The sequence below is a fragment of the Microbacterium sufflavum genome (assembly GCF_023101165.1).
Taxonomy (GTDB): Bacteria; Actinomycetota; Actinomycetes; order Actinomycetales; family Microbacteriaceae; genus Microbacterium; species Microbacterium sufflavum.
This window is the reverse complement of sequence record NZ_CP078076.1, coordinates 1,064,300-1,088,320: the sequence shown is the minus strand read 5'-3', so window position 1 is coordinate 1,088,320 and position 24,021 is coordinate 1,064,300. Positions and strand designations below refer to the sequence as shown.

The window sequence follows — 24,021 nt, the reverse complement described above, 5'->3', positions numbered from 1 at the left end:
CGTGTCGACAGAGCCACAAGTCATCGCGGGCCGGTACCGCGTCGACGAGCTCATCGGGCACGGCGGAATGGCGAAGGTGTACCGCGGGTACGACCTGACCCTCGGTCGCGAGATCGCGATCAAGATCCTCGACCCCGAACTGGCCAGGGACACGAGCTTCCGCACGCGGTTCCGGCTGGAGGCGCAGGCGGCGTCGCGCATGTCCCACCCGTCGATCGTGCGGGTGTACGACGCGGGCGACCCGTCGACGAGCGACCCCGCGTCCGATGAGCCGCCGTACATCGTGATGGAGCTCGTCAAGGGCACCCTGCTGAAGAAGATCATCGCCGAGGGCCCGGTGCCCGTGGCCGACGCCGTCCGCTACGTCGACGGGATCCTCGAGGCGCTGGACTACTCGCACCGCGCGGGTGTGGTGCACCGCGACATCAAGCCCGGCAACGTGATGGTGACCGACAAGGGTCAGGTCAAGGTCATGGACTTCGGCATCGCCCGCGCGGTGTCCGACTCCTCCTCGACGGTCGCGGAGACCACGCAGATCATCGGCACCGCGGCGTACTTCTCGCCGGAGCAGGCCAAGGGCGAGCCGGTCGACGCCCGCGCCGACCTGTACTCCACCGGCGTGGTGCTGTACGAGCTGCTCACCGGGCGCCAGCCGTTCCGCGGGGAGTCTCCGGTCGCGGTGGCGTACCAGCACGTGAGCGAGACACCGATCCCTCCGTCGGAGGTGAACGAGGAGTCCCCGGCGGCGCTCGACCCGATCGTGCTGCGCGCGCTCGCGAAGGACCCGTACCAGCGCTTCCCCGACGCGGCGCACTTCCGCGCGGCCCTCGACTCGGCCGTGACCGGTGCCGCCCCGACGCGCAAGCAGATCGGCGCGCTCACGAGCGAGCTGTACGGCCCGAACCCGCGTCAGGCGCAGGAGACGGCGCGGTCGCTGCGGCAGCTCAGCAGCGACACCACCATGACCCGCACGCAGTCGGGCCCGCCCGTCGCGTGGATCTGGGCGGGCGTCGCGCTGCTGGCGGTGCTTCTGGCGTCGGTCCTGTTCTGGGTGGTCACCATCAGCATGCGGCCGTCCGAGGTGCCCAGTACGTCGAGGGTCGTGCCCGACCTGACCAATGTGGCGTCGGAGCGTGCGCAGGACGACCTGGCCAAGCTCGACCTCTCGTCGAAGATCGTCATCGAGTCCAGTCCCGACATCGCCGAGGGCAACGTGATCCGCACGGATCCGGAGAGCGGGGTGTCGGTCGAGCAGGGGTCCACCGTCACGCTCTACGTGTCGTCCGGCGAGGAGACCGTGGTGGTGCCGAAGCTCGAGGGCATGTCCCTGGCCGCGGCCACCGAGGCGCTGGAGAAGGCGGGGCTGCAGCTCGGCACGGTCACCCAGCGCAACGACAAGGGCCTCGCGGCGAACACCGTGATGACGGCCAGCGAGAAGGCCGACACCGAGGTGGCGCCGAACACGGTCGTGAACCTCGAGGTCGCCAGCGGCAAGGTCACCCTGTCGGATGTCGTGGGCTGGTCGGTCGATTCCGCATCGAAGGCGCTCACGGATCTCGGGCTCACCCCGGTGCCGATCGAGGAGAGCGACTGCCCCGCCACCGACCCGGCCACCGTGCACTCGATGTCGGTCGCTCCGGGCGACGTGCCGATCAACTCCTCGGTCGAGCTGCGCTACTGCACCGGTTCCTGACGCGCAGCCGTCCGACACCCCGGGGTCAGCGCGTGAGCGGGTTCAGTCGTTCTGCCCGCGACACGGCGTCCGGGTCGCCGCACAGTCGCAGCCAGTTCGCCAGCAGGCGGTAGCCGCCCTCGGTGAGCACGCTCTCCGGGTGGAACTGCACCCCGTGGAACGGGAGCGTGCGGTGCTCGAGGGCCATCACGGTGCCGTCTGCCGTCCGTGCGGTCACCGCGAGCTCGGCGGGCAGATCGCTCTCCGCGAGGGCGAGGGAGTGGTAGCGACCCGCCGCGAACGGCGAGGGAATGCCGTCGAACAGCGCCGAGCCGTCGTGCTCGACCGTCGACACCATGCCGTGCATGAGCTCCGGTGCGCCGGTCACGGGGGCACCCAGGGCCGCGCCGATCACCTGGTGACCCAGGCACACGCCGAGCGTGGGCACGGCGGAGCGGGCGGCGAGGCGTACCGCATCGAGCGAGACGCCGGCGTCGTCGGGCGAGCCCGGCCCCGGCGACAGGAGCAGCGCGTCGTGCGCGGTGAGCAGTCCCTCGACCCGCGCCGCATCGACCTCGTCCGCCTCGACGATCGTGGTGTCGGCACCGAGCTCGTGGAGATAGCCGATCAGGGTGTGCACGAAGCTGTCGTGGTTGTCCACGACGAGCACGCGGGTCATTCGACGTCGACCTCACCCGGGGAGATGAACGGGCTGATCCAGGGGAACACGTACCAGAACAGGGCGTAGAGCACGGCGGCGACCACGACCAGCAGGATGAGCACACGCAACCACCAGGGACCGGGCAGCAGGCGCCAGAGTGCGGCGTACATGGGTGGTGTCTCCTGATCGTTCGTGGTCACACCGACGGAGCGGCGGGAGGGGGAGGCGGGTCGGTCAGTGCGGACGGCGGTCCTTCGGCGCGCGGCTGGAAGCTCTCGAACACGCCGTAGGCGACGATCCGCTCGGCGAGCGAGTACAGGGGGGAGCACGCCGTGAGGGTGATGTACTGCTCGCCGGTCTGCTGTGCGGGCATCTGCGGCACGTCGGCCAGCACGTCGGTCTGCGTGGGCGTGACGTACTCGAGCGTGCGGAAGCGGTACGTGTACCAGCCGTCGGGGGTCTCGACCACGATCGCGTCGTTCAGTTGCAGCTTGTCGAGCTGGTTGAACGGCTTGCCCCAGGTGGTGCGGTGGCCCGCGAGGGAGAAGTTGCCGACCTCGCCGGGCATCTTCGAGTCGGTGTAGACCCCGATGCCCTTCTGGTCGAGCGTCCTGGCCCGGCTGGTCCCGCCGTAGATGCCGAAGTTGTACTCGGCGCCGAAGCGCGGGATGTGCATCTGCCCGAACCACGCCCCGTCGGCGGGGGCGGCGGGCACCGGCGCCTGGTACACCGTGGTGCCGTCGTCGGTCTCGACCTTCGGCGGCAGTGCGGGGGGATCGGCCGCCGCGAGCTGCTGCGAGATCGCCGCACCCTCGTCGTTCTTCTGGGCGGCGATGATGATGTCGCCGATCCACATCTGCCATGCGACGAAGAGGAGGACGAGGACCCCGGCGGTCAGCAGCAGTTCGCCGAGCACGCTCGCGAACGTGGCGCGCGACCGGGGCCGCTGCCGACGTCCGTGGCGCCCCCCAGGCACGGCGGATGCAGTCATGGCGTGATCTTATCCGTCGACACTGAACACGGGCTCGTGCGGAGGCACCCGTCTGTGACCGCCTCTCGTGGGCGCAGAGGTCTCCCGGGTACAATGACGGCATGGCACGTGACCGCAAGACCGAAGAACCCGTCGTCGAGCGCGCCGAGGGCGACGCCGCTCCCAACGCCGTCTGGTTCAAGCCGGTGATGATCGGCTTCATGCTTCTCGGTCTCGCGTGGATCCTCGTGTTCTACATCTCGGGGATGCAGTTCCCGATCCCGGGCCTCGACAACTGGAACCTCGCGATCGGTCTCGGCATCGCTCTCATCGGGTTCCTTATGACCACACGCTGGCGCTGACCAGCCCCTTCTCTTCCGGAGCCCCCTCGCCGCGCGAGGGGGCTTCGTCGTGCCGGCGGTGGTGTGCATCGGGCTCCTCGCGCTCGATTCGGATTTTCCGAGATTCTCCGGTAAAGTCTTGGAGGTTGACGGGGCTATAGCTCAGGCGGTTAGAGCGCTTCACTGATAATGAAGAGGTCCCAGGTTCAAGTCCTGGTAGCCCCACCATTCAATTCAAGAAATCCCTCACGGGGCCTTAGCTCAGTTGGTAGAGCGCCTGCTTTGCAAGCAGGATGTCAGGAGTTCGAATCTCCTAGGCTCCACCACCTCGGATCTCCTCTCTCCCGCGCACCGACCCCCTTCCGGTCGTGCTTCGGCATCGATCCTCACCACCGTCGCGTCGTGCTGCCGGTGTGCTCCGCCTCATCCGCGCACGCGCCCCGTCGGAGCCCGGTCGGACCGCCCCACGATGTGGGTGCGCCCGACCGAGCCCCGTCGCTCGCCCCCCGGTCGAGCTATCCGATGTCCGTCGGGCGGCGGCGCGCTCCCCTCCGGACGACGACCAGCGTGACTCCGCCCAGGATCAGGGCGAGCGCGAGCAGTGCCGCGGCCGTCTGATCCCGACCACCCGTCGTCGGCAGTCGTGCGGGTTCCGGTGTCTCCGGATCCGTGGGCGTGCTCACCGTCGACGGGTCGCTCGTGATCGGATCATCGGTCCCCGTACGTCCCGTGGCGGTAGCGACGTTGGTCAGGTCGCCACCGGTCGCTTCCGCCGCGGTCACGACATGGTCGGCCGTACAGAGAGCCTGCTCACCGGGCGCCAGCGGCACGAGCGGGCACGTGATGGCGTCGCCGCGCTCGTCCAGCATCGGGTCGTCGATGCCCAGATTCTCGATCGTGACGTTGCCCGTGTTCGCGACGGTGAAGGCGTAGTGGATCACTTCTCCCTCGTCGGCGGCGCGGTCCCGGTCGGCGTCGTCGATCACGGCCGTCTTCACGAGGGTCATCGACGGCACCTGATCAGTCGGCGTCACGACGGTGTCGGGTTCGGACGGGACGGGGTCTCCTCCGGGAGGCGTGCCGGTCGCGGTCGCGGAGTTCTCGACCCCGCCCGCGTCGACGTCGGCCTGCGTGATGACGTACGGCGCCGCGGTGCAAATCGCGACCTCTCCGGGGGCGAGCGTCGTGACATCGCACGTCACGGTGCCGACCTTCGGGTCGTTCACCCCGACATCGGCGAGGGGAACGTTGCCGGTGTTCGTGATCGTGAACGAGTACGCGATCGTGTCACCCACATCGGTCAGGCCGTTGCCATTCACGTCCACCGGGGCGCCCGCGGTCTTGTCGATCGTCGAACTCGGGGCGGACGCGACGGCCGGGGTGGTCGTGCTGTCGGGGTTGGACGGGACCGGGTCACCGTTCGGATCCGTCCCCGACGCGGTCGCCGTGTTCGCCACCTCACCCGCCTGCTAATCGTCGGCCGTGACCGTGTAGGTCGGCGCGGTGCAGCTCGCGACCTCGCCCGGGGGAAGGGTCGTGACATCACACGTCACCGTCCCGACCTTCGGGTCGCTCACGGCGATGTCGGTCGCCGTCACGGTCCCCGTGTTCGTCACGGTGAAGGTGTAGTCGATCGTGTCGCCCTCATCCGTGATGCCGTTCGCGTTCACATCCACCGGAGCACCGGCGACCTTGTCGAACAGCAGCGACGGCACCTGATCAACCGGCGTCACCACCGTGTCGGGCTCCGAGGGGACCGGATCCTCCCCGGGAGGCGTGCCGGTCGCGGTCGCGGAGTTCTCGACGGAACCCGCATCCACATCAGCCTGCGTGATCGCGTACGTCGCCCCGCAGGTCGCGACCTCACCGGGGGCGAGCGTGGTGACATCGCACGTCACGGTGCCGACCTTCGGGTCGTTCACCCCGACATCGGCCAACGGGACGTTGCCGGTGTTCGTGATCGTGAACGAGTACGCGATCGTGTCGCCCACATCGGTCAGGCCGTTGCCGTTGACATCCACCGGGTCACCCGCCGTCTTGTCGATCGTCACCCCCGGGGCCGAGGCCTCCGACGGGGTCGTTGTGGAATCCGGGTCCGACGGGACCGGGTCGCCGTTCGGATCCGTCCCCGACGCGGCGGCGGTGTTCGCCACCTCACCGGCCTGCTCATCCGCCGCGGTCACCGTGTAGGTCGCCGCCGAGCAGCTCGCGACCTCACCGGGGGCCAGGGTGGTGACATCACACGTCACGGCACCAGCCTTCGGGTCACTGACCGCGATGTCCGTCGCAGTGACCGTACCCGTGTTCGTGACCGTGAACGTGTAGTCGATCGTGTCGCCCTCATCCGTGATGCCATTGGCGTTCACATCCACCGGAGCACCGGCGACCTTGTCGAACAGCAGCGACGGCACCTGATCGACCGGCGTCACGATCGTGTCGGGCTCAGACGGCACCGGGTCCTCCCCGGGAGGTGTACCCGTCGCGGTCGCGGAGTTCTCGACCCCGCCCGCGTCGACGTCGGCCTGCGTGATGACGTACGGCGCCGCGGTACAGGTCGCGACCTCGCCGGGAGCGAGCGTCGTGACGTCGCAGGTGACGGTGCCCACCTTGGGGTCGTTCACCCCGACATCGGCCAGCGGGACGTTGCCCGTGTTCGTGATCGTGAACGAGTACGCGATCGTGTCGCCCGCATCGGTCAGGCCGTTGCCGTTGACGTCCACCGGGTCACCCGCGGTCTTGTCGATCGTCGAACTCGGCGCGGACGCCTCGGACGGCGTCGTTGTCGAATCCGGGTCGGACGGGACCGGGTCACCGCCGGGCTCCGTCCCCGTGGCGGTAGCGGTATTCGCGACCTCGCCCGCCTGCTCATCGTCGGCCGTGACCGTGTAGGTCGCCGCCGAGCATCTCGCGACGGCCCCGGGAGCCAGGGTCGTGACATCGCAGGTGACGGTCCCCGCCTTCGGGTCACTCACGGTGATGTCGGTCAGGGTCACGTTGCCGGTGTTGGTCACCGTGAACGTGTAGTCGATCGTGTCGCCCTCATCCGTGATGCCGTTCGCGTTCACGTCCACCGGAGCACCCGCGGTCTTCTCGAACGACAGTGATGGCGCGGCCGGGACGGCCGGGGTGGTGGTGCTGTCGTCGTCGGTGGGTGCCGGGTCGCCCGCGGGGTCTGTCGCCGAGGCGGTCGCGGTGTTCGCGACCTCGCCGGCGGCCTCGTCATCCGTGGTGACGGTGTACGCCGGGGCGGTGCAGGTGGCGATCGCGCCCGGTGCCAGGGTCGTCACATCACAGGTCACCGTGCCGACCTTCGGATCAGCGACCGCGACATCGGTCAGGGTCACGTTGCCGGTGTTGGTCACGGTGAAGGTGTAGTCGATCGTGTCCCCGGCGTTGGTGAGGCCGTCCCCGTTCACGTCGACCGGCGTACCGGCCACCTTGTCCAGCTCGAGCGCCGGGGTCTGGTCGGTGGGGGTGGTCGTCGTGTCGGGCTCAGACGGAACAGGGTCCTCTCCGGGCGGGGTGCCCGTGGCCGTGGCGGAGTTGTCGACGGAGCCGTTGTCCACGTCGGCCTGCGTGATCACGTACGGTGCCGCGGTGCAGTTCGCAACCGCACCGGGGGCGAGCGTGGTGACATCACACGTCACGGCGCCGACCTTCGGGTCGTTCACCGTCACATCGGCCAGCGGCACGTTGCCGGTGTTGGTCACCGTGAACGAGTACCCGATCGTGTCACCCACATCGGTCACCCCGTTGCCATTCACATCCACCGGGGCACCCGCGGTCTTCTCGATCGTCGAACTCGGAGCCGACGCCTCCGACGGCGTCGTCGTCGAATCCGGGTCGGACGGAACCGGGTCACCGTTCGGAGCCGTCCCCGACGCCGTCGCCGTGTTCGCCACCTCACCCGCAGCCTCATCCGCCGCCGTCACCGTGTACGGCGCCGACGCACACGACGCGACCGCACCCGGCGCGAGCGTCGTCACATCACACGTCACCGCACCCACCTTCGGGTCATCCACAGCGACATCGGTCACCGTCACGTTGCCGGTGTTGGTCACCGTGAACGTGTACGCGATTGTGTCACCCTCATCCGTGATGCCATTCGCATTCACATCCACCGGCGTCCCCGCCGTCTTCTCGAACGACAGCGCCGGCGCCGGCGTGACGACCGGAGTGGTCGTGCTGTCGGGGTCGGAGGCGACCGAGTCGCCGTCCGGGTCCGTGCCCGCGGCGGTCGCGGTGTTCGCGACCTCGCCCGCGGTCTCATCGGCAGCGGTGATCACGTACGGCGCCGCGGTGCAGTTCGCGACCGCACCGGGGGCCAGGGTGGTCAGATCACACGTCACCGCGCCGACCTTCGGGTCGTCCACCGTGATCTCCGACACCGCCACATTGCCGGTGTTGGTCACCGTGAACGTGTACGCGATCGTGTCACCGGCGTTCGTGATGCCGTTGCCGTCGACGTCCACCGGGGCGCCCGCGACCTTGTCGATCGTGAGAGCCGCGGCCGAGGCGACGACCGGGGTCGTGGTGCTGTCGTCAGCGGTGGGGGCGGGGTCGCCGCCGGGGTCGGTGGCCGCGGCGGTCGCGGTGTTCGCCACCTCGCCCGCGGTCTCGTCCGCTGCGGTGATCGTGTAGGGCGCTGCCGTGCAGGTGGCCACGGCCCCGGGAGCGAGAGTCGTGACGTCACACGTGACGGTGCCCACCTTCGGGTCGTCGACGGCTACGTCGGTCAGTGTGACGGTGCCGGTGTTCGTGACGGTGAACGTGTACGCGATGGTGTCGCCCTCGTCGGTCAGGCCGTCCGCATTCACGTCGACCGGTGTGCCCGCGGTCTTGTCCAGCACGAGCGACGCGGTCTGGTCGGTCGGGGTGCTCGTGGTGTCGGGGTCGGAGGTGATCGCGGGTTCTCCGGGCGGGGTGCCCGTGGCCGTGGCGGAGTTGTCGACCGAGCCGTTGTCGACGTCGGCCTGCGTGATCGTGTACGTCGCGGCGGTGCAGCTCGCGACCGCACCGGGAGCGAGGGTCGTCGCATCACAGGTGACCGCGCCGACCTTCGGGTCGTCCACCGCGACATCGGCGAGCGGCACGTTGCCGGTGTTGGTCACGGTGAAGGTGTAGGCGATCGTGTCGCCGGCGTCGGTCACCCCGTTGCCATTGACGTCGACCGGAGCACCCGCTGCCTTGTCGATCGTGAGACTCGGTGCCGAGGCGACGACCGGCGTCGTCGTCGTGTCGGTGTTCGACGGGACGGCGTCACCGCCCGGGTCCGTGCCTGCGGCCGAGGCGCTGTTCGCCACCTCACCCGCCGTCTCGTCCGCGGCGGTGATCGTGTACGGTGCCGCGGTGCAGCTCGCCACCGCTCCGGGAGCCAGCGTGGTGACGTCACACGTGACGGCGCCGACGAGGGCATCCGTGACCGCGATGCCCGCCACCGTGACGTTGCCGGTGTTGGTGACGGTGAAGGTGTACGCGATGGTGTCGCCCTCGTCCGTGATGCCGTTGGCGTTCACATCCACGGGGGTCCCCGCGGTCTTGTCGAACGACAGCGCCGGCGCCTGGTCGGTGGGGGTGGTCGTGGTGTCGGGGGTGGTCACGACCGGGCCTCCCGTCGGGTCCGTGCCGTTCGCGGTGGCGGAGTTGTCCACCGAGCCGTTGTCCATGTCGGCCTGGGTGATCACGTACGGGGCGGCCGTGCAGGTCGCGACTCCCGTCGGCCCGAGCGCCGTGACATCACAGGTCACCGTGCCGACCTTGGGGTCGTTCACGGCGATGTCCGACACGGTGACGTTGCCGGTGTTGGTCACCGTGAACGTGTACGCGATGGTGTCGCCGACGTCCGTCGAGCCGTTCCCGTTGACGTCCACGGGCGTTCCCGCGGTCTTGTCGATCTCGAGGGCCGGTGCGGGTGCGACCACCGGAGTGGTGGTGCTGTCGTCGTTCGACGGGACGGTGGTGCCGCCGGGATCGGTGCCGGTGGCACTCGCGGTGTTCGCGACCTCGCCCGCGTCCTGGTCCGCGGCAGTGATCGTGTAGGCGGGCGCGGTGCAGCTCGCGACCTCACCGGGAGCCAGGGTGGTCACGTCGCAGGTCACCGCGCCGATCTTCGGGTCGGTGACGGTGATGCCACTCATCGTGACGTTGCCCGTGTTGGCGACGCTGAACGTGTAGGCGATGGTGTCGCCCGCGTCGGTGATGCCGTTCGCATTCACATCCACCGGGGCGGCGGCCGTCTTGTCGAACAGCAGTGCCGGGGCCTGGTCGGTGGGTGTCGAGGTGGTGGACTCGTTCGAGGCGATGGGGTCGCCGCTGGGGTCGGTGCCCGCCGCGGTGGCGCTGTTGTCGACGGCGCCGGCATCGGTCTCCGCCTGGGTGATGACGTAGGGCGGCGCGGTACAGGTGGCCACGGCGTCGGGTGCCAGGGTCGTGGCGTCGCACGTGATCGCGCCGAGCTTCGGGTCGGTGACGGCGATGTTCGCGATGGTGGTGTTACCGGTGTTCGTGACGGTGAAGGTGTAGGCGATGGTGTCGCCGGTGTCGGTGGTCCCGTTGCCGTTGACGTCGACCGGGGTGCCCGCGGACTTCACGAGATCGAGGGTGGACAGGGCCTGCACGGTGTCGGTCGTGCTGATCGGCGTCGGCTCCTGGGCGGAGCTGGCGCTGGCGGTGTTGGTGTACGAGTCGATCGTCTCCGGCGCGGGAGTGTCCACGGTCACCTGGTAAGTGACCACGAGCGATTCGCCCGGAGGGATCGTGAACGGATCCGTCGGTCCGACGAGCGACCCGGCGACGGGATCGCCGCCGACGAGGTCGGGGTTGGTCCCGCCCGGCGCGTTGTCGCGCACGGTGGTGCCCTGCGTGGCGACGGTGGACCCGGGCACATAGGTGACGCCCGCGGGGAGCACGTCGTCGACGGTGACGCCCGTCTGCGGGATCGTCCCGGCGTTGGTCAGCGTGAGCGAGTAGGTCAGCGTCTGTCCGCCGTCGACGATCCCGTCGGCGTCGTCGTTCGACTTCGCGATCTGCATCGCCGGGGGAAGCACCTCGATCGGTGCGGAGAACGAGTTCGCCGTCTCGCCCACGATATTCGCGGAGAGAGCCCCCGGCTCGATCGTGTTGGTCTGGGCGCCGGGTGTGACGCCGATCACCGGCACGGTGATGGTGCAGCTTCCCGGCACGATCGCCCCGTTCGGCCCGGTGGCCGCGGGGATCGAAGCACCGCTCAGGCTGACGGTCGTCCCGCCGGGGGGCGCCGTGAGTGTTGCGGCGGTACACGTCGTCGTCGCCGTGCCCGTCGGTGCGATGCGGATGTTGGAGGGCAGGTTGTCGGTCAGCGCCGCCCCGGTGATGCCGGTGGTGGGGGCGAGGTTGGTGTTGTTGATCGTGATCGTCAGGGTGGTCGTCTCGCCCTGAGCGATCGGCGACTTGGCGAAGGACTTGGAACCCGAGAGCGGCGGCAGGCAGGAGAACGCGGGGGTGTGGCCGTCGGGAGCGTTCTGCAGGGCCGTCTGATTGGCGGTGTAGGTCCAGGTGGCCGGAGCCCCGGTGGTCACGAGCCGGTCCAGCGTGCCCGTGGGCGTGGAGTATCCGGCGATGTAGACCTCGTTGCTGATCGGCGAGGCCACGGGCACGCGCATGTTCGAGCCGCCCGCGGTGAACGTCCGCAGCAGCGCCCCGGTCGACGCGTCGTACACGAAGGTGTGTCCGGCCTCGCCACTGGCCACGAGGTAGTTGGTGTTGGGGACAAACGTGAGTCCGTGGATCTGCTCGGTGGTCGTGATGGTGCGCACGAGGGCCGACGGCGCGGTCCTGTTGCGGATCGGGATCGACAGGACGGTCTCGCTGGCGGCGGCGATGTACGTGGCGTTGACGGCGACCGTGTGCGCCGGAGCCGCTCCCGCGATGACGCGGGACGTCGTCGTCGAGGTGCTGCTCATGTCGATCACGGAGATCCCGCCGTTGGTGCCGTCGTCCTTGGCGACGAACAGCTCGTTTCCGTAGGCATCGACCCATCCGGGACGAGAACCGGCGGCGCCGACCGTGATCACGCGGGACACGGTGTTGGTCGCGGTGTCGATCACGCTGACGGTGTTGGACCCGATGTTCGAGATGAACACCTGCGAGCCGTCGGCGGAGCTCCACGCGCCGACCGACGCGGAGAACGACGGGTGGTTGATCGTCGTGACCGCGAGGGTCGCGGTGTCGATCACCTGCACGGACCCGTTGCCGTTCGCCACGTAGACCCGCGATCCGTCCGGGAGCGACGTCACACCGTAGGGGGTGCCGCCGACGGGGATGTTCCGGATGTTCGTGTCGGTGCCGGTGTAGATCATCGAGACGGAGCCGGAGCCCGTGTTGACGAAGTACCCGACGCCCTCCGTACTCGTACAGGAGAACTGGAACTGGGCTTCGGCCGGCTTGGGCGGCGCGACGACCGTCACGAGGAGGCTGGCGAGCAGCGCGAGCAGCGCGATGATCGCCCAGCGGCGTCTCGTCTCGTTCAGTCCTGCAGTCGGCGCGATGAAATTGTGGTGTTCTGAGGCGAACATCCGACCCTCCGGCAACCCCGCCAGATGGAATCAGCAATCGCCGGAGCACGGGGCTCCAGCACTCAGCAGGCTAGCCCCGCCGGAAATGCGACGATAGGTGACTTTAGGAATTCACCGTGATGACTTTAGGTATTCGCTGATAGCCGAAGGTCACTGCCGAGCGGCGGAGACGAGGGCGTGCGGGGCCAGGTTCACCCGCTCCGCTCCGGTGTCCGTCACGATCACGATGTCCTCGATCCGGGCGCCCCACCGACCGGGGAAGTAGATGCCCGGCTCGATGCTGAACGCCATCCCCGGCCGCAGCACGAGGCCGTTGCCGGGAGCGATGTAGGGCTCCTCGTGCACCGAGACACCGATCCCGTGGCCCGTGCGGTGCAGGAACGCCTCGCCCAGTCCGGCCTCGGCGAGCACCGTGCGCGCGGCGGCATCGACCTCGGCGGCCGTCGCCCCGGGACGCACGGCATCGACCGCGGCCTGCTGCGCCCGCACGAGCACGGCGATGCGTTCGGCCTCCTCCGCGCCGGGGTCGCCGACGACGTAGGTGCGTGTGCTGTCGGAGTTGTAGCCGCTGGGCACCGCACCGCCGATGTCGACCACGACGATGTCGCCCTCCTCGATCACCCGGTCGGAGACCTCATGATGCGGGTCGGCCCCGTTCGGACCGGATCCGACGATCACGAACTCGACCGTGCGGTGGCCCTCCTCGACGATCGCCGCGGCGATGTCGCCCGCCACCTCGCGTTCCGTCCGTCCGGCGCGCAGCCACTCGGGCACGCGACGGTGCACGGCGTCGATCGCGGCCCCCGCGCGTCGGAGCTCCGCGATCTCCGCGTCGTCCTTGATCATGCGTCCCTCGCGCAGCACCGGGGTCGCGAGCTCCACCCGCACCCCCAGGCGTTCCGCGATCGGCACCACATGGAGCGCGGGCAGCGCGTCGGAGACCCCGACCCGCTGGACCTCCCCCGCCGCCGCGAGCACCAGGGCATACGGATCCTCCCCGTCCACCCAGTCGGCGATGGTCAGACCGAGTTCGCCGGCCGCGGTGCTGCGGATCTTCGCCAGCTCCATGCGCGGCACCACGATGGTCGCGCGCGCGTCGGGGGTGAGCACCAGCGCCGTGAGCCGTTCGATCGTGTCCCCCTCGACCCCGAGCAGGTACTGGAGGTCGGGCCCCGGTCCGACGACCACGGCGTCGAGTCCGGCGTCCGCGGCGAGCGCGGCTGCACGGGTGAGTCGGGAGGCGTAGACGGAGGCGGGGAACGGGGGAGTGCTCACGGTTCCACGGTAGTGCCGGGGTGCCGTCGCTGTCTCGGCTTCGGAGCGCTTCAGCTGATGGCCTGGCGCAGCCGGTCCGCGAGGAACTCCCGGTCCTTCGGCGTCAGGTCGATCACAGCGTACGCCGTGGGCCACACGGTGCCGTCGTCGAGGTTCGAGATCGGCTCGAACCCGAACGTCCCGTAGCGCACCTTGAACTTGCTCGCGGGCTGGAAGAAGCACAGCACCTTCCCGTCTCGACCCCACGCGGGCATGCCGTAGTACGTGCGCGGCACCAGGTCGGGGGCGACTTCGGAGACCAGGTCGTGCAGCTTCCGCGCCAGCGTCCTGTCGTGCTCGTCGAGCTTGTCGATGGCCTCCGTGATGTCGGCTTCGCCGGCCGCCCTCAGCTCCTCGGGCGACTTCTTGGCACGCGACCGTCGGGTGCGGGCCTCCTTCGCGGCGGCCTGCATGGCCTCGCGCTCCTCGGCGGTGAAGTTCTTCTCGTTGTCGGCGGCCATGGTTTCCGTCCTCTCGGTGTGGCTGATCTCCACAGAATAGGAACCATCCGAGCGCCGTCGCTTCTCGATTCGTGATCGATGTGCGTCGGCCGACACGTGGTCGGAGCGTGGCGCGCCCGGCGGATAGGGTGTGAGCCATGGACCTGCGCGTCGCCGCATACGGGGTCGTCACCGATGAGGGTGGCCGGCTCCTCCTGGCGCGCTGGATCGAGGGGCGTCGCACGGCGTGGACCATGCCGGGCGGCGGGCTCGAGCCGGGCGAGGCCCCGGAGGACGCGGTCCGCCGGGAGTTGCGCGAGGAGACCGGGTACACCGTGCGGGTCGGCGCGCTGCTCGGTATCCATTCGCGGGTGATCCCGGCAGGGCGGCGGGTGCAGAAGGCGGCGGAACCACTCCACACACTGCGCATCGTCTACCGCGCCGAGGTCACCGGCGGACGGCTGCGCTTCGAGACCGAGGGCTCGACCGACAGGGCCGAGTGGTTTCCGCTCGCGGCCGTCGCGGGGCTGCAGCGGGTCAAGCTGGTCGACATCGCCATCCGGATGGCGGGACTCGCCTGAGCGCTGGCGGTCAGCGCTCCTCGGGAAGGGAGATGTCGGCGACGGTGGCGCCGTAGGCGGCGATCAGGTCGTCGGCGTCCACGAACAGGCTGTAACCGTGCGCACCCGCTCCCATTGCGATCCGCTGCCCGACGATGGACTCGTCGGCGTACACGGGCCAATCGGTCGTGCTGCCGATCGGGACGATCGTGCCCCGCTCGTACCCCGTGGCCGCGAGGGCGAGCTCGGGTTCGGGCAGTCGCAGCTTGTTGACGCCGACCACGGCACGCAGCTTGGGCCACGAGATCGACCGACCGCCGGGGACCAGGGCGAACAGATAGGTGTCGTCGGAGCGCTTCACCACGAGGGTCTTCACGATGCCGGACGGCAGGATGCCCAGGATCTCCGCGGCCTCATGCAGGCTGCGCGCCTGCGGCCGCTCGCGGATCTCGATGTCGAGTCCGCGGGCGGCCGCAGCATCCCGCACCCGCGCGTGCGGGTCAGGGGTGGTCACGCGTCGGGAGCCGACAGCGGGTCGTCGGCGACCCAGAGCTCGTCGTCGGCGCGGAGGGCCTGCCAGGCGGCGTAGAGCACTCCGACCGCCGCAGCCGCACCCAGCACGATCGCGATGACCGAGCCGAGGCCGGGGCCCTTCTTCGGAGCGACGGCCTTGCGGGCCTTGTATTCGATGCCCTGCCGCTTCGCGTTGGCGACGTCCCACGCGGTGAGCGCGGTGCCGACGACGCCGCCGACGATCGGCACGACCTTGTCGTCGACGACGTGCCTGCCGACCTTCACGCCGCGGTCGACCACGGGGGCGACACGACGGTTGTAGGTGTCCTGGACGGCGGGGACGAGCTGTTCCCGATTGAAGTTGCCGAGCTGACGGCCGGCCTCTCGGGCGACGTCGGCGGCGTGGCCGACGAGCACCTGCTGGTCCTCCCACAGCTGGTTGGCGTCCTTCTGAAGACGACGAAGCTGCTTCTTCCGCTTGCGGCTGAGGCTCACGATGCTCTCCTGTCCATTGGAGTACGGGTTCCCCATCTTGCCACGACACCCTGGATGGGGGGAGGGAATCGCCCGCCCCTTGCATCATCCGCCGAGGGGATGTACAGACCCGGGCCACTCATCGGAAGCTCTGCGAGAATGAGGGCATGGTTCATGCTTCCCACGTCGCAACTCTGCACACCAACCACGGTGACATCGTCATCAACCTCTTCGGCGACCACGCTCCCAAGACGGTCAAGAACTTCGTCGGCCTGGCCGACGGCACCCAGGAGTGGACGCACCCCGCCACCGGCAAGCCGGGCGAGGGTCCTCTCTACAAGGACGTCATCTTCCACCGCATCATCCCCAACTTCATGATCCAGGGCGGCGACCCGCTCGGTCAGGGTGTGGGCGGCCCCGGCTACAACTTCGATGACGAGATCAACGGGGAGCTCGACTTCAACGAGCCCTACATCCTCGCGATGGCCAACGCCGGCCTGCGCCGCAACGCCATCACCGGCAAGGTCGAGGGCACGAACGGCTCGCAGTTCTTCATCACCACCGACCCGACCCCGTGGCTGCAGGGCAAGCACACCATCTTCGGCGCCGTCGCCGACGACGCCTCGAAGAAGGTCGTCGACGCCATTGCCGCCGTGCCCACCGCGGCCGGCGACCGCCCGGTCGAGCCGGTCGTGCTGCAGTCGATCGACATCGTCGCCGCCTGACGGAAGCCACGGCCGATCCGGATGTCGACGCCCGAGTTCACGAGTAATCGCGACAACTTCTGCTACCGGCATCCGGATCGGCAGAGCTTCGTGCTCTGCCAGCGGTGTCTGCGCACCATCTGCCCCGAGTGCCAGACGCAGGCCGCCGTCGGCGTGATCTGCCCGGAGTGCATGGCGGCCGAGCGCAAGAACCGCACTCCCGCCCAGAAGAAGGCCGCCCGACGCTGGGGGAACCGCGGCGGTGCTCTGGCGATGACCCGCGGCGGCAAGCCCGTCGTCACCCACGTGCTGCTGGCGATCACGTCGTTCATCGGCCTCGTACAGCTCATCCCCGGGCTCAACCAGCCGATCACACAGGCGCTGGGCTTCTACGCACCGTTCCTCTACCCAAACCTGTTCGCGGTGCCGTTCGAGCCGTGGCGACTGCTGACGGTGCTGTTCGTGCACGGCGGCTTCGTGCACCTCGCGCTCAACATGCTGGCGCTGTGGATGCTCGGCCAGAGCCTCGAACCCATGCTGGGGCGGGCGCGCTACCTGGCGCTGTACCTGATCAGCGGACTCGGTGGATCGGTCATGGTCGCGATCCTCGCGCCGGGCTCATGGACGGTCGGAGCCTCCGGCGCCATCTTCGGTCTCCTCGCGTCGCTGCTGATCATCGGCCGCCACATCGGGGCGAACGTGACCGGGATCCTCGTCATCCTCGCGATCAACTTCGCCTTCGGGTTCTTCGCCGGCGGGATCTCCTGGCAGGCGCATCTGGGCGGGGCGATCGTGGGCGCGATCGTGGCCTTCATCTATACGCGCACGAAACGCCGTGAGCAGCGCGTGTGGCAGATCGTCTTCCTCTCGGCCCTGGTGGTTCTCCTGCTCGTGATCGTGGCGTTCGTTCCGCCGCTGCTCCTTTTGGCCTGATCCCGAGTTGTTAACAGAGTTGTTAACGCCTGTGAATAACATCGGTGTAATTCTCCCCATGCTGTGGAGAGAACTGTGGATAACTTCGCCGACGCCGTGAGCGACGGTGCCGAGGGGCCGGCACTCTCCGAGTACCGGCCCCTCCGTGCTCCCGCGGCTCAGCGCCCGGGTCGGATCGTCACGTTCCCCGCCGCGAGGGAGACGTCGATCGTGTGTCGCGCGTTCGACCCCTGATCGACGGTGGCATCGAGCGAGCCGGCGCTCACGTCCTGGGTGAGGCTGTACTCCACGTCGGGCAGCGTGAGGTCGACCGATCCCGCGCTCGCATCGACCGATGTGCGCGCGGGCGCCGAGCCCGTGAGCTCCACCGTGAGATCGCCCGCCGAGATGCCCAGGTCGGCCTCGGCCACGGAGTCCAGCACGATGTCGGCGCGCCCGGCGTTCATCTGCACGTCGAGCGTCTCCGCCGCGCCCTCGACATCGAGCGACCCCGCGTTCACGTCGAGCTCGAGGTCACCGAAGTCACCCGTCACATCCAGGCTGCCCGCGTTGAGCGTGAGGTTCGCATCCAGACCGGCGTCGCGCAGGCTCTCGGGCAACGTCAGCACCGCGACCTCCTCGTCGCCGAACCAGTTGCCGAACCACCAGCCGAACACACCCCGCGGGCTCTTCACGACGAGTTCGTCGCCCTCCCGCTCGAACGTCCAGGCCTGCCCGCGGCCGTTCGTGACCGCCAGTTCGGCGTCGTCCACGTCACCGAACTCCACCCGCACACTGCTCGCGTCGGCATCGAGGTCGACGCCGTCGATCCCGTCCACGCCGACGGTCTGGACCGAGTCGGGTCGGCTCGATGACATCACGGAGCCCGCGGCTGCGGCCGCCGCCGTGCCTCCGGCGCCGAGCAGGGCGAGGCCGCCCACCACCGCGGTGATCACGAGGATCGCCGTGGCGCCCGAGGAACGTCCGGGCTCGGTACCGGAGCCGCCCGACACCATCGGTGTGGGCTCGGCCGGGGCGTGAGGTGCCGTCGCAGGGGGAGGGGTGAGCGGCGTGTGGCCGCCCTGGGGGCCCTGATCTTCGGTGGTCATCGTGCCATTCCTGTCTGTCCGGTCGGCGGCGTGGGGCCGCCCGTGTTCTCGATGTGCGCCAGGGCCGCCAGCACGCGACGGTTTCCCGACTCGTCCTGCTCGAACCCCAGCTTCTGGAAGATGGAAGTGATGTGCTTCTCGACACTCGCCTCGGAGACGAACAGCAGTCCGGCGATCGCCTGGTTCGACTTGCCCTCCGCGATCAGTGCCAGCACGGTGCGCTCACGTTCCGTGAGTCGCAGCATCCGGTCGTCGCGGTTGCGTCGCGTGAGCAGCTGCGCCACGACCTCCGGGTCGAGCACGGTCGCTCCGTCGGCGATCCGCTGCACGGACTCGATGAACTCCGCGACGTCGGCGACCCGGTCCTTCAGCAGGTAACCCAGGGGCCCGCCCTGCGCCGCGATCAGGTCAGACGCGTAGCGCTCCTCCACGTACTGCGACAGCACGAGGATCGGAAGGGACGGATGCGTCGCCCGCAGCGCCAGCGCCGCACGGATCCCCTCGTCGGTGAACGTCGGAGGAAGCCGCACGTCCAGGATGCAGAGCTCCGGGTCGGCGGATGCCACGGCCTCCGCCACACCGTCGGTGTCGGTGAGCGCGGCCACCACCTGATGACCCGCGTCTTCCAGCAGACGCACGAGCCCCTCCCGCAGCAGGACCGAATCCTCGCAGATCAAGATGCGCATGGCACGTTCACCTCCAGGCTGGTCGGACCACCGAGCGGGCTGTCCAGGCGGAACGTTCCGCCGGCGGCGAGGATCCGGTTCGCGATGCCGTCGAGGCCGCCGCCGGGGAGCACCTGCGCGCCGCCCATGCCGTTGTCCTCCACGCGGGCCCACAGCACGTTGCCCTCGCGCAGTCGCACCGTGACCCGGGCCTCGCTCGCGCGAGAGTGCTTGGCGGCGTTGGTGAGGGATTCCGCGATCGAGAAGTACACCGCGGCCTCGGCCTCACGACTGCACCGCCCGTCCATCCGCACGTCGAGGTGCACGGGGATGTGCGAACGGCCGGCGAGTGCGGACAGCGCCGCGTCCAGCCCGCGGTCGTCGAGGACCGAGGCGTGGATCCCCCGCGCGAGCTGCCGCAGCTCGGTGATCGCCGCCTTCGTCGAGGTGTGCGCCTCCGAGATGAGGTCCTTGGCCGCGTCGGGATCGGTGTCGATCTTCTGCTGGGCCAGGCCCAGGGTCATGCCGACCGAGACGAGACGCGGCTGCACGCCGTCGTGGAGATCCCGCTCGATGCGGGTGCGCTCCACGTCGGCCGCACGCACGGCTCCCTCCCGCTGCGCCGTCGAGGCACGCACCCGCTCCGTGAGCTCGGTCTCCCGACTGCGGGCGACGATCGCCAGGGACAGGGTGCGGTGCAGGAACGCGAGTCCGATGATGCCGGCCGCCGATGCGGCGACGCCCAAGATCCCGATGAGCGGAGCCCAGGCGACGGGGATCCCGGCACCGCCGAAGGGGCCCACGATGCTGTCGGCAGAGGTCAGGGGGGCGAAGGAGATGATGATCGACCACACGAGGCTCCAGGCCAGGCGGAGCACGACCCAGCCCAGCACTGCCGAGATGGCGAAGTTCGCGACGGCACGCCACATGCGTCCATCGACGGCCTGTCGCCCGAGGGCGCGGAGCCAGCCGGCGAAGCCGGGACGATCGCGCGGCTGCAGTCGCAGGGGCGCGAGCGGGGTGCGGTAGAGACCGGCGACGCGCGCGACCTCGAACCAGCCGAGGCCGTAGAGCGCGTAGACGAGACCGACGAGCAGGACGATACCGATGCCGGCGACGAACACGAGGCCGATCCCCGTCCCGAGCAGTGCGCCGAGGGTGGCGAAGATCCCGCCGCCGAGGACGCCGATGCCCGCCAGATGCAGGACCGTGAGGAAGAGGCGCAGCGGTGGCTTCGCCGGTGCGGCGGCCGGAGGCGCAGGCTGAGTGGTCATGTTTCCACGGTACGGGGGAGGGTGCCACGCGGGCACCGAGGCAGCCGGACACTCCGGTTCGGGTTTTCCCTACCGGGGACCGCCCTCGCCACTGTCCTCCTCTGCTTCACTGGTGGCATGACAGCACACGAGGGAGAACCGCACGGCACCGGAGTGGGTCAGCGCCTCAACTGGCTGCGCGCCGGTGTCCTCGGAGCGAACGACGGGATCGTGTCGGTGGCATCGCTGGTCGTGGGCGTCGCCGGTGCCACCACGGACAACGCCGCGCTCCTCACCGCGGGCGTCGCCGGTCTGGTGGGTGGGGCGATCTCCATGGCTCTGGGCGAGTACGTCTCCGTGAGCAGCCAGCGCGACAGCGAGCGCGCGCTCATCGCCAAGGAGAAGGAAGAGCTGCGCACGATGCCGGAGGCGGAGCTCGCCGAGCTCACCTCCCTGTACCGCGACCGGGGGCTCACGGAGGACACCGCGCGCCGTGTGGCCGAGGAGCTCACCGCGCACGACGCTCTGTCGGCACACCTCGAGGTGGAGCTCGGCATCGATCAGGACGACCTGGTCAACCCGTGGCACGCGGCGCTGTCCTCCGCGATCGCGTTCACGCTCGGCGCGCTGCTCCCCTTGCTGGCGATCCTGCTGCCCCCGCCCGACTGGCGAGTCCCGGTGACCTTCGTCGCGGTGTTGATCGCCCTGGCCGCGACGGGCACGATCTCGGCGAGGATCGGAGGATCCGCGCCGGGCCGAGCGGCACTGCGGCTCGTGATCGGCGGAGCGCTCGCGCTGCTCGCGACGTGGCTGATCGGCACGCTCCTCGGAACGACCGGGGTGGTCTGAGCCGCCGCGCCGTGCACACGACGAAGGGCGGGTGCCGCAGCACCCGCCCTTCGTCGTGACTCGCGTCAGTTCGACATGAAGCCGACGAGCAGGCCGCCCGTCACCTTCACGGCGAGATTGTAGATGCCGGCGATCACGGCGCCGAGCACCGTGAAGACGATCAGGTTCAGGATCGCCACGACCGCGGCGAAGGCCATCACCTGCGGCAGCCCGACGACCTCGGACAGCACGAACGCGTTGTCCGTGATGCCCTGGAGGAACTCGTCTGCGGTCGACATGATGCCCGTCGCCTGGAGCACCAGGAAGATGAGGAAGAAGGAGACCATCGTGACGACGGCGAGAGCCACGGCTCCCAGGAAGGAGAGCTTCACCGCTGACCAGAAGTCGACGTACACCAGGCGGAGGCGAACCTGCTTGCCACTGGTCTTGCGGGTCGACTTCTTCGCCAGCTTGTCGGCCACTGTGCTCATGCGTCTGTATCCTCGGGTGTCTCTGTCGTCTGGGGGGCCTCGGTGTCGACATCCGCTTCGGCCTCGTCTTCTGCGAGACCGCGCTCACCGTTACGGGCGATGGCGAGGATGCGGTCGGCCTCCGTCGTGCGGGCGAACACCACTCCCATGGTGTCTCGACCCTTCGCGGGGACCTCGGCCACGGCAGAGCGTACCACCTTGCCGCTGGACAGAACCACCAAGACCTCGTCGTCCTCCGCGACGATCAGACCACCCGCGAGAGTGCCCCGATCGTCGTTCAGTTTCGCGACCTTGATGCCCGTTCCGCCACGGCCCTGGACCCGGTATTCCTCGACCGCCGTGCGCTTCGCGTACCCGCCGTCCGTGACCACGAAGACGAACTTCCCGGCGGCCGCGACCGAGGCGGACAGCAGGCAGTCGCCGTCGATCTTGAACTTCATGCCGCGCACACCGGCGGTCGCGCGGCCCATGGGGCGCAGTGCCTCGTCGGTCGCCTCGAACCGCACCGACATTCCACGGCGGCTGATGAGGAGGATGTCGTCCTCGGCGTTGACGAGCAGCGCGCTGACGAGCTCGTCCTCCTCGTTGAGCCGGATCGCGATCACGCCGCCCTGACGGTTCGTGTCGTACGCGTCGAGTCGGGTCTTCTTCACCAGACCGTCGCGGGTCGCGAGGACGAGGTAGTCGGCGACCTCATAGTCGCGGATGTCGAGCACCTGGGCGATGCTCTCGTCGGGCTGCAGGGCGAGCAGGTTGGCGACGTGGGTGCCCTTCGCGTCGCGACCGGCCTCTGGCACCTCATACGTCTTGGCGCGGTAGACGCGGCCCTTGTCCGTGAAGAACAGCAGCCAGTGGTGCGTGGTGGTGACGAAGAAGTGCTCCACGATGTCGTCGGCGCGGAGCTGGGCGCCCTTGACGCCCTTGCCACCGCGGTGCTGCGAGCGGTAGTTGTCGCTGCGCGTGCGCTTGATGTAGCCCTCGCGCGTGACGGTGACGACCATCTCCTCTTCGGCGATGAGGTCTTCCATGGAGACGTCGCCGTCGAAACCGTGCAGGATGTGCGTGCGACGCTCGTCGCCGAAGCGGTCGACGATCGCGGTGAGCTCCTCGCGGATGATCGTGCGCTGCCGGCCCTCGTCGGCGAGGATCGCCTTGTACTCGGTGATCTGCGCCTCGAGCTCGGTGGCCTGGTCGATGATCTTCTGGCGCTCGAGGGCCGCGAGGCGACGCAGCTGCATCTGCAGGATCGCATCGGCCTGGATCTCGTCGATGTCGAGGAGCTTCTGCAGCCCCTCGTTCGCGTCGGCCGTGGTCTGCGATCGGCGGATGAGCGCGATCACCTCGTCGAGGGCATCGAGCGCCTTCAGGTAGCCGCGCAGGATGTGCATGCGCTTCTCGGCCTCGTTGAGGCGGAACTGGGTGCGCCGCACGATCACGTCGATCTGGTGCGCGATCCAGTTGGTGACGAAGCCGTCGATCGCGAGCGTGCGCGGAACACCGTCGACGATCGCGAGCATGTTCGCGCCGAAGTTCTCCTGCAGCTGCGTGTGCTTGTACAGGTTGTTGAGCACGACCTTCGCGACCGCGTCACGCTTGAGCACCACGACGAGGCGCTGACCGGTGCGGTCGGAGGACTCGTCACGGATGTCCGCGATGCCGGTGATCTTCCCGTCGCGCGCGAGGTCGCCGATCTTCACCGCGACGTTGTCGGGGTTCACCTGATACGGCAGCTCGGTGATCACGAGGCACGTGCGGCCCTGGATCTCCTCGACGTTCACGACCGCGCGCATCGTGATCGAGCCGCGACCCGTGCGATAGGCCTCGTGGATGCCCTTCGTGCCGAGGATCTGCGCGCCGGTGGGGAAGTCCGGCCCGGGGATCCGCTGGATCAGACCGTCGAGCAGCTCCTCGCGGGAGATGTCCGGGTTGTCGAGGGCCCACAGCGCCGCGTCCGACACCTCGCGCAGGTTGTGCGGCGGGATGTTCGTGGCCATGCCGACCGCGATGCCGACCGAACCGTTGACGAGCAGGTTCGGGAACCGGGCCGGCAGGACCGTGGGCTCCTGTGTCTGTCCGTCGTAGTTGTCGGTGAAGTCGACGGTCTCCTCTTCGATGTCGCGCACCATCTCGAGCGCGAGCGGAGCCATCTTCGTCTCGGTGTATCGGGGGGCCGCCGCGCCCATGTTGCCGGGGGAGCCGAAGTTCCCCTGGCCGAGCGCGAGCGGGTACCGCAGCGACCACGGCTGCACCAGGCGCACGAGAGCGTCGTAGATCGCGGAGTCACCGTGCGGGTGGTACTGCCCCATGACCTCGCCGACCACGCGGGCACACTTCGAGAACGACTTGTCCGGGCGGAATCCGCCGTCGTACATGCCGTAGATCACGCGGCGGTGCACGGGCTTGAGACCGTCGCGCACGTCGGGGAGCGCGCGCCCGACGATCACGGCCATCGCGTAGTCGAGGTAGCTGCGCTGCATCTCCGACTGCAGGTCGACCTGGTCGATCTTGCCGTGGTCGTGGCCCTCGTTGATGTCGGGACGTTCTTCGTCAGTCATGTGTTCT

Annotated in this window: 20 protein-coding genes and 2 tRNA genes; 8 read left to right on the top strand and 14 right to left on the bottom strand. The window is 69.2% G+C overall.

Features of this window, described 5'->3' with window-relative positions; genetic code table 11:
* The first annotated feature begins 1 nt into the window (after nt 1).
* Nucleotides 2–1,693 carry a Stk1 family PASTA domain-containing Ser/Thr kinase gene (gene pknB, locus KV394_RS05450; RefSeq protein ID WP_282187141.1) on the top strand — a complete coding sequence of 564 codons (1,692 nt, stop codon included), beginning with the start codon at nt 2–4 and terminating at the stop codon, nt 1,691–1,693.
* A 25-nt stretch (nt 1,694–1,718) separates the two neighbouring features.
* On the opposite strand, the gene KV394_RS05445 is transcribed toward pknB, so the two are convergent.
* From KV394_RS05445 to KV394_RS05435, 3 genes are read right to left on the bottom strand one after another with little or no spacing between them, the layout of a single operon-like run.
* The gene (locus tag KV394_RS05445) at nt 1,719–2,351 is read right to left on the bottom strand and encodes an anthranilate synthase component II (RefSeq protein ID WP_247982489.1); all 633 of its coding nucleotides are present in this window, start codon (nt 2,349–2,351) and stop codon (nt 1,719–1,721) included.
* Complete coding sequence (locus KV394_RS05440; RefSeq protein WP_168387293.1) at nt 2,348–2,503, bottom strand: hypothetical protein; 156 nt, start codon at nt 2,501–2,503, stop codon at nt 2,348–2,350. Before KV394_RS05440 ends, KV394_RS05445 begins: the two co-directional genes overlap by 4 nt.
* A 26-nt stretch (nt 2,504–2,529) precedes the next feature.
* The gene (locus KV394_RS05435; protein ID WP_136035631.1) at nt 2,530–3,324 is read right to left on the bottom strand and encodes a class E sortase; all 795 of its coding nucleotides are present in this window, start codon (nt 3,322–3,324) and stop codon (nt 2,530–2,532) included.
* 101 nt (nt 3,325–3,425) lie between these two features.
* Between KV394_RS05435 and KV394_RS05430 the strand changes: the two genes are divergently transcribed.
* From KV394_RS05430 to KV394_RS05420, 3 genes are all read left to right on the top strand, one after another.
* The gene (locus KV394_RS05430; protein WP_136033213.1) at nt 3,426–3,665 is read left to right on the top strand and encodes a cell division protein CrgA; all 240 of its coding nucleotides are present in this window, start codon (nt 3,426–3,428) and stop codon (nt 3,663–3,665) included.
* 130 nt (nt 3,666–3,795) lie between these two features.
* A tRNA-Ile gene (locus KV394_RS05425) sits at nt 3,796–3,872 on the top strand.
* 22 nt (nt 3,873–3,894) lie between these two features.
* A tRNA-Ala gene (locus tag KV394_RS05420) sits at nt 3,895–3,970 on the top strand.
* 189 nt (nt 3,971–4,159) lie between these two features.
* Here KV394_RS05420 and KV394_RS05415 read toward each other — a convergent pair.
* The 4 genes from KV394_RS05415 to KV394_RS05400 form a co-directional block, all read right to left on the bottom strand.
* Complete coding sequence (locus KV394_RS05415; RefSeq protein WP_247982488.1) at nt 4,160–5,101, bottom strand: DUF7507 domain-containing protein; 942 nt, start codon at nt 5,099–5,101, stop codon at nt 4,160–4,162.
* 12 nt (nt 5,102–5,113) lie between these two features.
* Nucleotides 5,114–12,196: a DUF7507 domain-containing protein gene (locus KV394_RS05410; protein ID WP_247982487.1), complete on the bottom strand. Its 7,083-nt coding sequence runs from the start codon at nt 12,194–12,196 to the stop codon at nt 5,114–5,116.
* A 150-nt stretch (nt 12,197–12,346) separates the two neighbouring features.
* Nucleotides 12,347–13,471 (bottom strand): M24 family metallopeptidase, encoded by a 1,125-nt coding sequence (locus KV394_RS05405; RefSeq protein ID WP_247982486.1) that lies wholly within the window; start codon nt 13,469–13,471, stop codon nt 12,347–12,349.
* 50 nt (nt 13,472–13,521) lie between these two features.
* A complete protein-coding gene (locus KV394_RS05400; protein WP_136033714.1) occupies nt 13,522–13,971 on the bottom strand; it encodes an iron chaperone in 450 nt (149 codons plus the stop codon).
* Nucleotides 13,972–14,108: 137 nt separating this feature from the next.
* On the opposite strand from KV394_RS05400, the gene KV394_RS05395 reads away from it, so the two are divergent.
* On the top strand, nt 14,109–14,531 hold the full coding sequence (locus KV394_RS05395; RefSeq protein WP_136033717.1) for an NUDIX hydrolase: 423 nt from the start codon (nt 14,109–14,111) through the stop codon (nt 14,529–14,531).
* 10 nt (nt 14,532–14,541) lie between these two features.
* On the opposite strand, the gene KV394_RS05390 is transcribed toward KV394_RS05395, so the two are convergent.
* Together KV394_RS05390 and KV394_RS05385 are read right to left on the bottom strand one after the other, a co-directional pair.
* The gene (locus KV394_RS05390; protein ID WP_247982485.1) at nt 14,542–15,024 is read right to left on the bottom strand and encodes an aminoacyl-tRNA deacylase; all 483 of its coding nucleotides are present in this window, start codon (nt 15,022–15,024) and stop codon (nt 14,542–14,544) included.
* Nucleotides 15,021–15,518 carry a DNA helicase gene (locus tag KV394_RS05385; RefSeq protein ID WP_136033719.1) on the bottom strand — a complete coding sequence of 166 codons (498 nt, stop codon included), beginning with the start codon at nt 15,516–15,518 and terminating at the stop codon, nt 15,021–15,023. Before KV394_RS05385 ends, KV394_RS05390 begins: the two co-directional genes overlap by 4 nt.
* 146 nt (nt 15,519–15,664) lie before the next feature.
* On the opposite strand from KV394_RS05385, the gene KV394_RS05380 reads away from it, so the two are divergent.
* Together KV394_RS05380 and KV394_RS05375 are read left to right on the top strand one after the other, a co-directional pair.
* The gene (locus KV394_RS05380; protein ID WP_136033721.1) at nt 15,665–16,222 is read left to right on the top strand and encodes a peptidylprolyl isomerase; all 558 of its coding nucleotides are present in this window, start codon (nt 15,665–15,667) and stop codon (nt 16,220–16,222) included.
* Between the two features lie 21 nt (nt 16,223–16,243).
* Nucleotides 16,244–17,134: a rhomboid family intramembrane serine protease gene (locus KV394_RS05375; RefSeq protein ID WP_247982484.1), complete on the top strand. Its 891-nt coding sequence runs from the start codon at nt 16,244–16,246 to the stop codon at nt 17,132–17,134.
* A 158-nt stretch (nt 17,135–17,292) separates the two neighbouring features.
* Here the strand turns inward: KV394_RS05375 and KV394_RS05370 are convergent, their stop codons facing one another.
* From KV394_RS05370 to KV394_RS05360, 3 genes are read right to left on the bottom strand one after another with little or no spacing between them, the layout of a single operon-like run.
* Entirely contained in the window at nt 17,293–18,222 is a 930-nt protein-coding gene (locus KV394_RS05370; protein WP_247982483.1) for a DUF4097 family beta strand repeat-containing protein, read from the bottom strand.
* Nucleotides 18,219–18,908 carry a LuxR C-terminal-related transcriptional regulator gene (locus tag KV394_RS05365; RefSeq protein WP_136033727.1) on the bottom strand — a complete coding sequence of 230 codons (690 nt, stop codon included), beginning with the start codon at nt 18,906–18,908 and terminating at the stop codon, nt 18,219–18,221. Before KV394_RS05365 ends, KV394_RS05370 begins: the two co-directional genes overlap by 4 nt.
* Entirely contained in the window at nt 18,896–20,161 is a 1,266-nt protein-coding gene (locus KV394_RS05360; protein WP_247982482.1) for a sensor histidine kinase, read from the bottom strand. The genes KV394_RS05365 and KV394_RS05360 overlap by 13 nt, the downstream gene beginning before the upstream one ends.
* 117 nt (nt 20,162–20,278) lie before the next feature.
* Here KV394_RS05360 and KV394_RS05355 point away from each other — a divergent pair, with 117 nt between their 5' ends.
* The gene (locus KV394_RS05355; RefSeq protein WP_136036484.1) at nt 20,279–20,989 is read left to right on the top strand and encodes a VIT1/CCC1 transporter family protein; all 711 of its coding nucleotides are present in this window, start codon (nt 20,279–20,281) and stop codon (nt 20,987–20,989) included.
* 65 nt (nt 20,990–21,054) lie between these two features.
* On the opposite strand, the gene KV394_RS05350 is transcribed toward KV394_RS05355, so the two are convergent.
* Both KV394_RS05350 and gyrA read right to left on the bottom strand, forming a co-directional pair.
* Complete coding sequence (locus KV394_RS05350; RefSeq protein WP_136033734.1) at nt 21,055–21,459, bottom strand: DUF3566 domain-containing protein; 405 nt, start codon at nt 21,457–21,459, stop codon at nt 21,055–21,057.
* The gene (gene gyrA, locus KV394_RS05345; protein WP_136033736.1) at nt 21,456–24,014 is read right to left on the bottom strand and encodes a DNA gyrase subunit A; all 2,559 of its coding nucleotides are present in this window, start codon (nt 24,012–24,014) and stop codon (nt 21,456–21,458) included. Before gyrA ends, KV394_RS05350 begins: the two co-directional genes overlap by 4 nt.
* Between the last annotated feature and the right edge of the window lie 7 nt (nt 24,015–24,021).

Coding starts and splice junctions, on each gene's coding strand:
- KV394_RS05370 (WP_247982483.1), bottom strand. CDS start 18,222: ATGACCACCGAAGATCAGGGCCCCCAGGGCGGCCACACGCCGCTCACC.
- KV394_RS05445 (WP_247982489.1), bottom strand. CDS start 2,351: ATGACCCGCGTGCTCGTCGTGGACAACCACGACAGCTTCGTGCACACC.
- KV394_RS05430 (WP_136033213.1), top strand. CDS start 3,426: ATGGCACGTGACCGCAAGACCGAAGAACCCGTCGTCGAGCGCGCCGAG.
- KV394_RS05355 (WP_136036484.1), top strand. CDS start 20,279: ATGACAGCACACGAGGGAGAACCGCACGGCACCGGAGTGGGTCAGCGC.
- KV394_RS05350 (WP_136033734.1), bottom strand. CDS start 21,459: ATGAGCACAGTGGCCGACAAGCTGGCGAAGAAGTCGACCCGCAAGACC.
- KV394_RS05375 (WP_247982484.1), top strand. CDS start 16,244: ATGTCGACGCCCGAGTTCACGAGTAATCGCGACAACTTCTGCTACCGG.
- KV394_RS05395 (WP_136033717.1), top strand. CDS start 14,109: ATGGACCTGCGCGTCGCCGCATACGGGGTCGTCACCGATGAGGGTGGC.
- KV394_RS05380 (WP_136033721.1), top strand. CDS start 15,665: ATGGTTCATGCTTCCCACGTCGCAACTCTGCACACCAACCACGGTGAC.
- KV394_RS05410 (WP_247982487.1), bottom strand. CDS start 12,196: ATGTTCGCCTCAGAACACCACAATTTCATCGCGCCGACTGCAGGACTG.
- gyrA (WP_136033736.1), bottom strand. CDS start 24,014: ATGACTGACGAAGAACGTCCCGACATCAACGAGGGCCACGACCACGGC.
- KV394_RS05365 (WP_136033727.1), bottom strand. CDS start 18,908: ATGCGCATCTTGATCTGCGAGGATTCGGTCCTGCTGCGGGAGGGGCTC.
- KV394_RS05400 (WP_136033714.1), bottom strand. CDS start 13,971: ATGGCCGCCGACAACGAGAAGAACTTCACCGCCGAGGAGCGCGAGGCC.
- KV394_RS05435 (WP_136035631.1), bottom strand. CDS start 3,324: ATGACTGCATCCGCCGTGCCTGGGGGGCGCCACGGACGTCGGCAGCGG.
- KV394_RS05360 (WP_247982482.1), bottom strand. CDS start 20,161: ATGACCACTCAGCCTGCGCCTCCGGCCGCCGCACCGGCGAAGCCACCG.
- KV394_RS05440 (WP_168387293.1), bottom strand. CDS start 2,503: ATGTACGCCGCACTCTGGCGCCTGCTGCCCGGTCCCTGGTGGTTGCGT.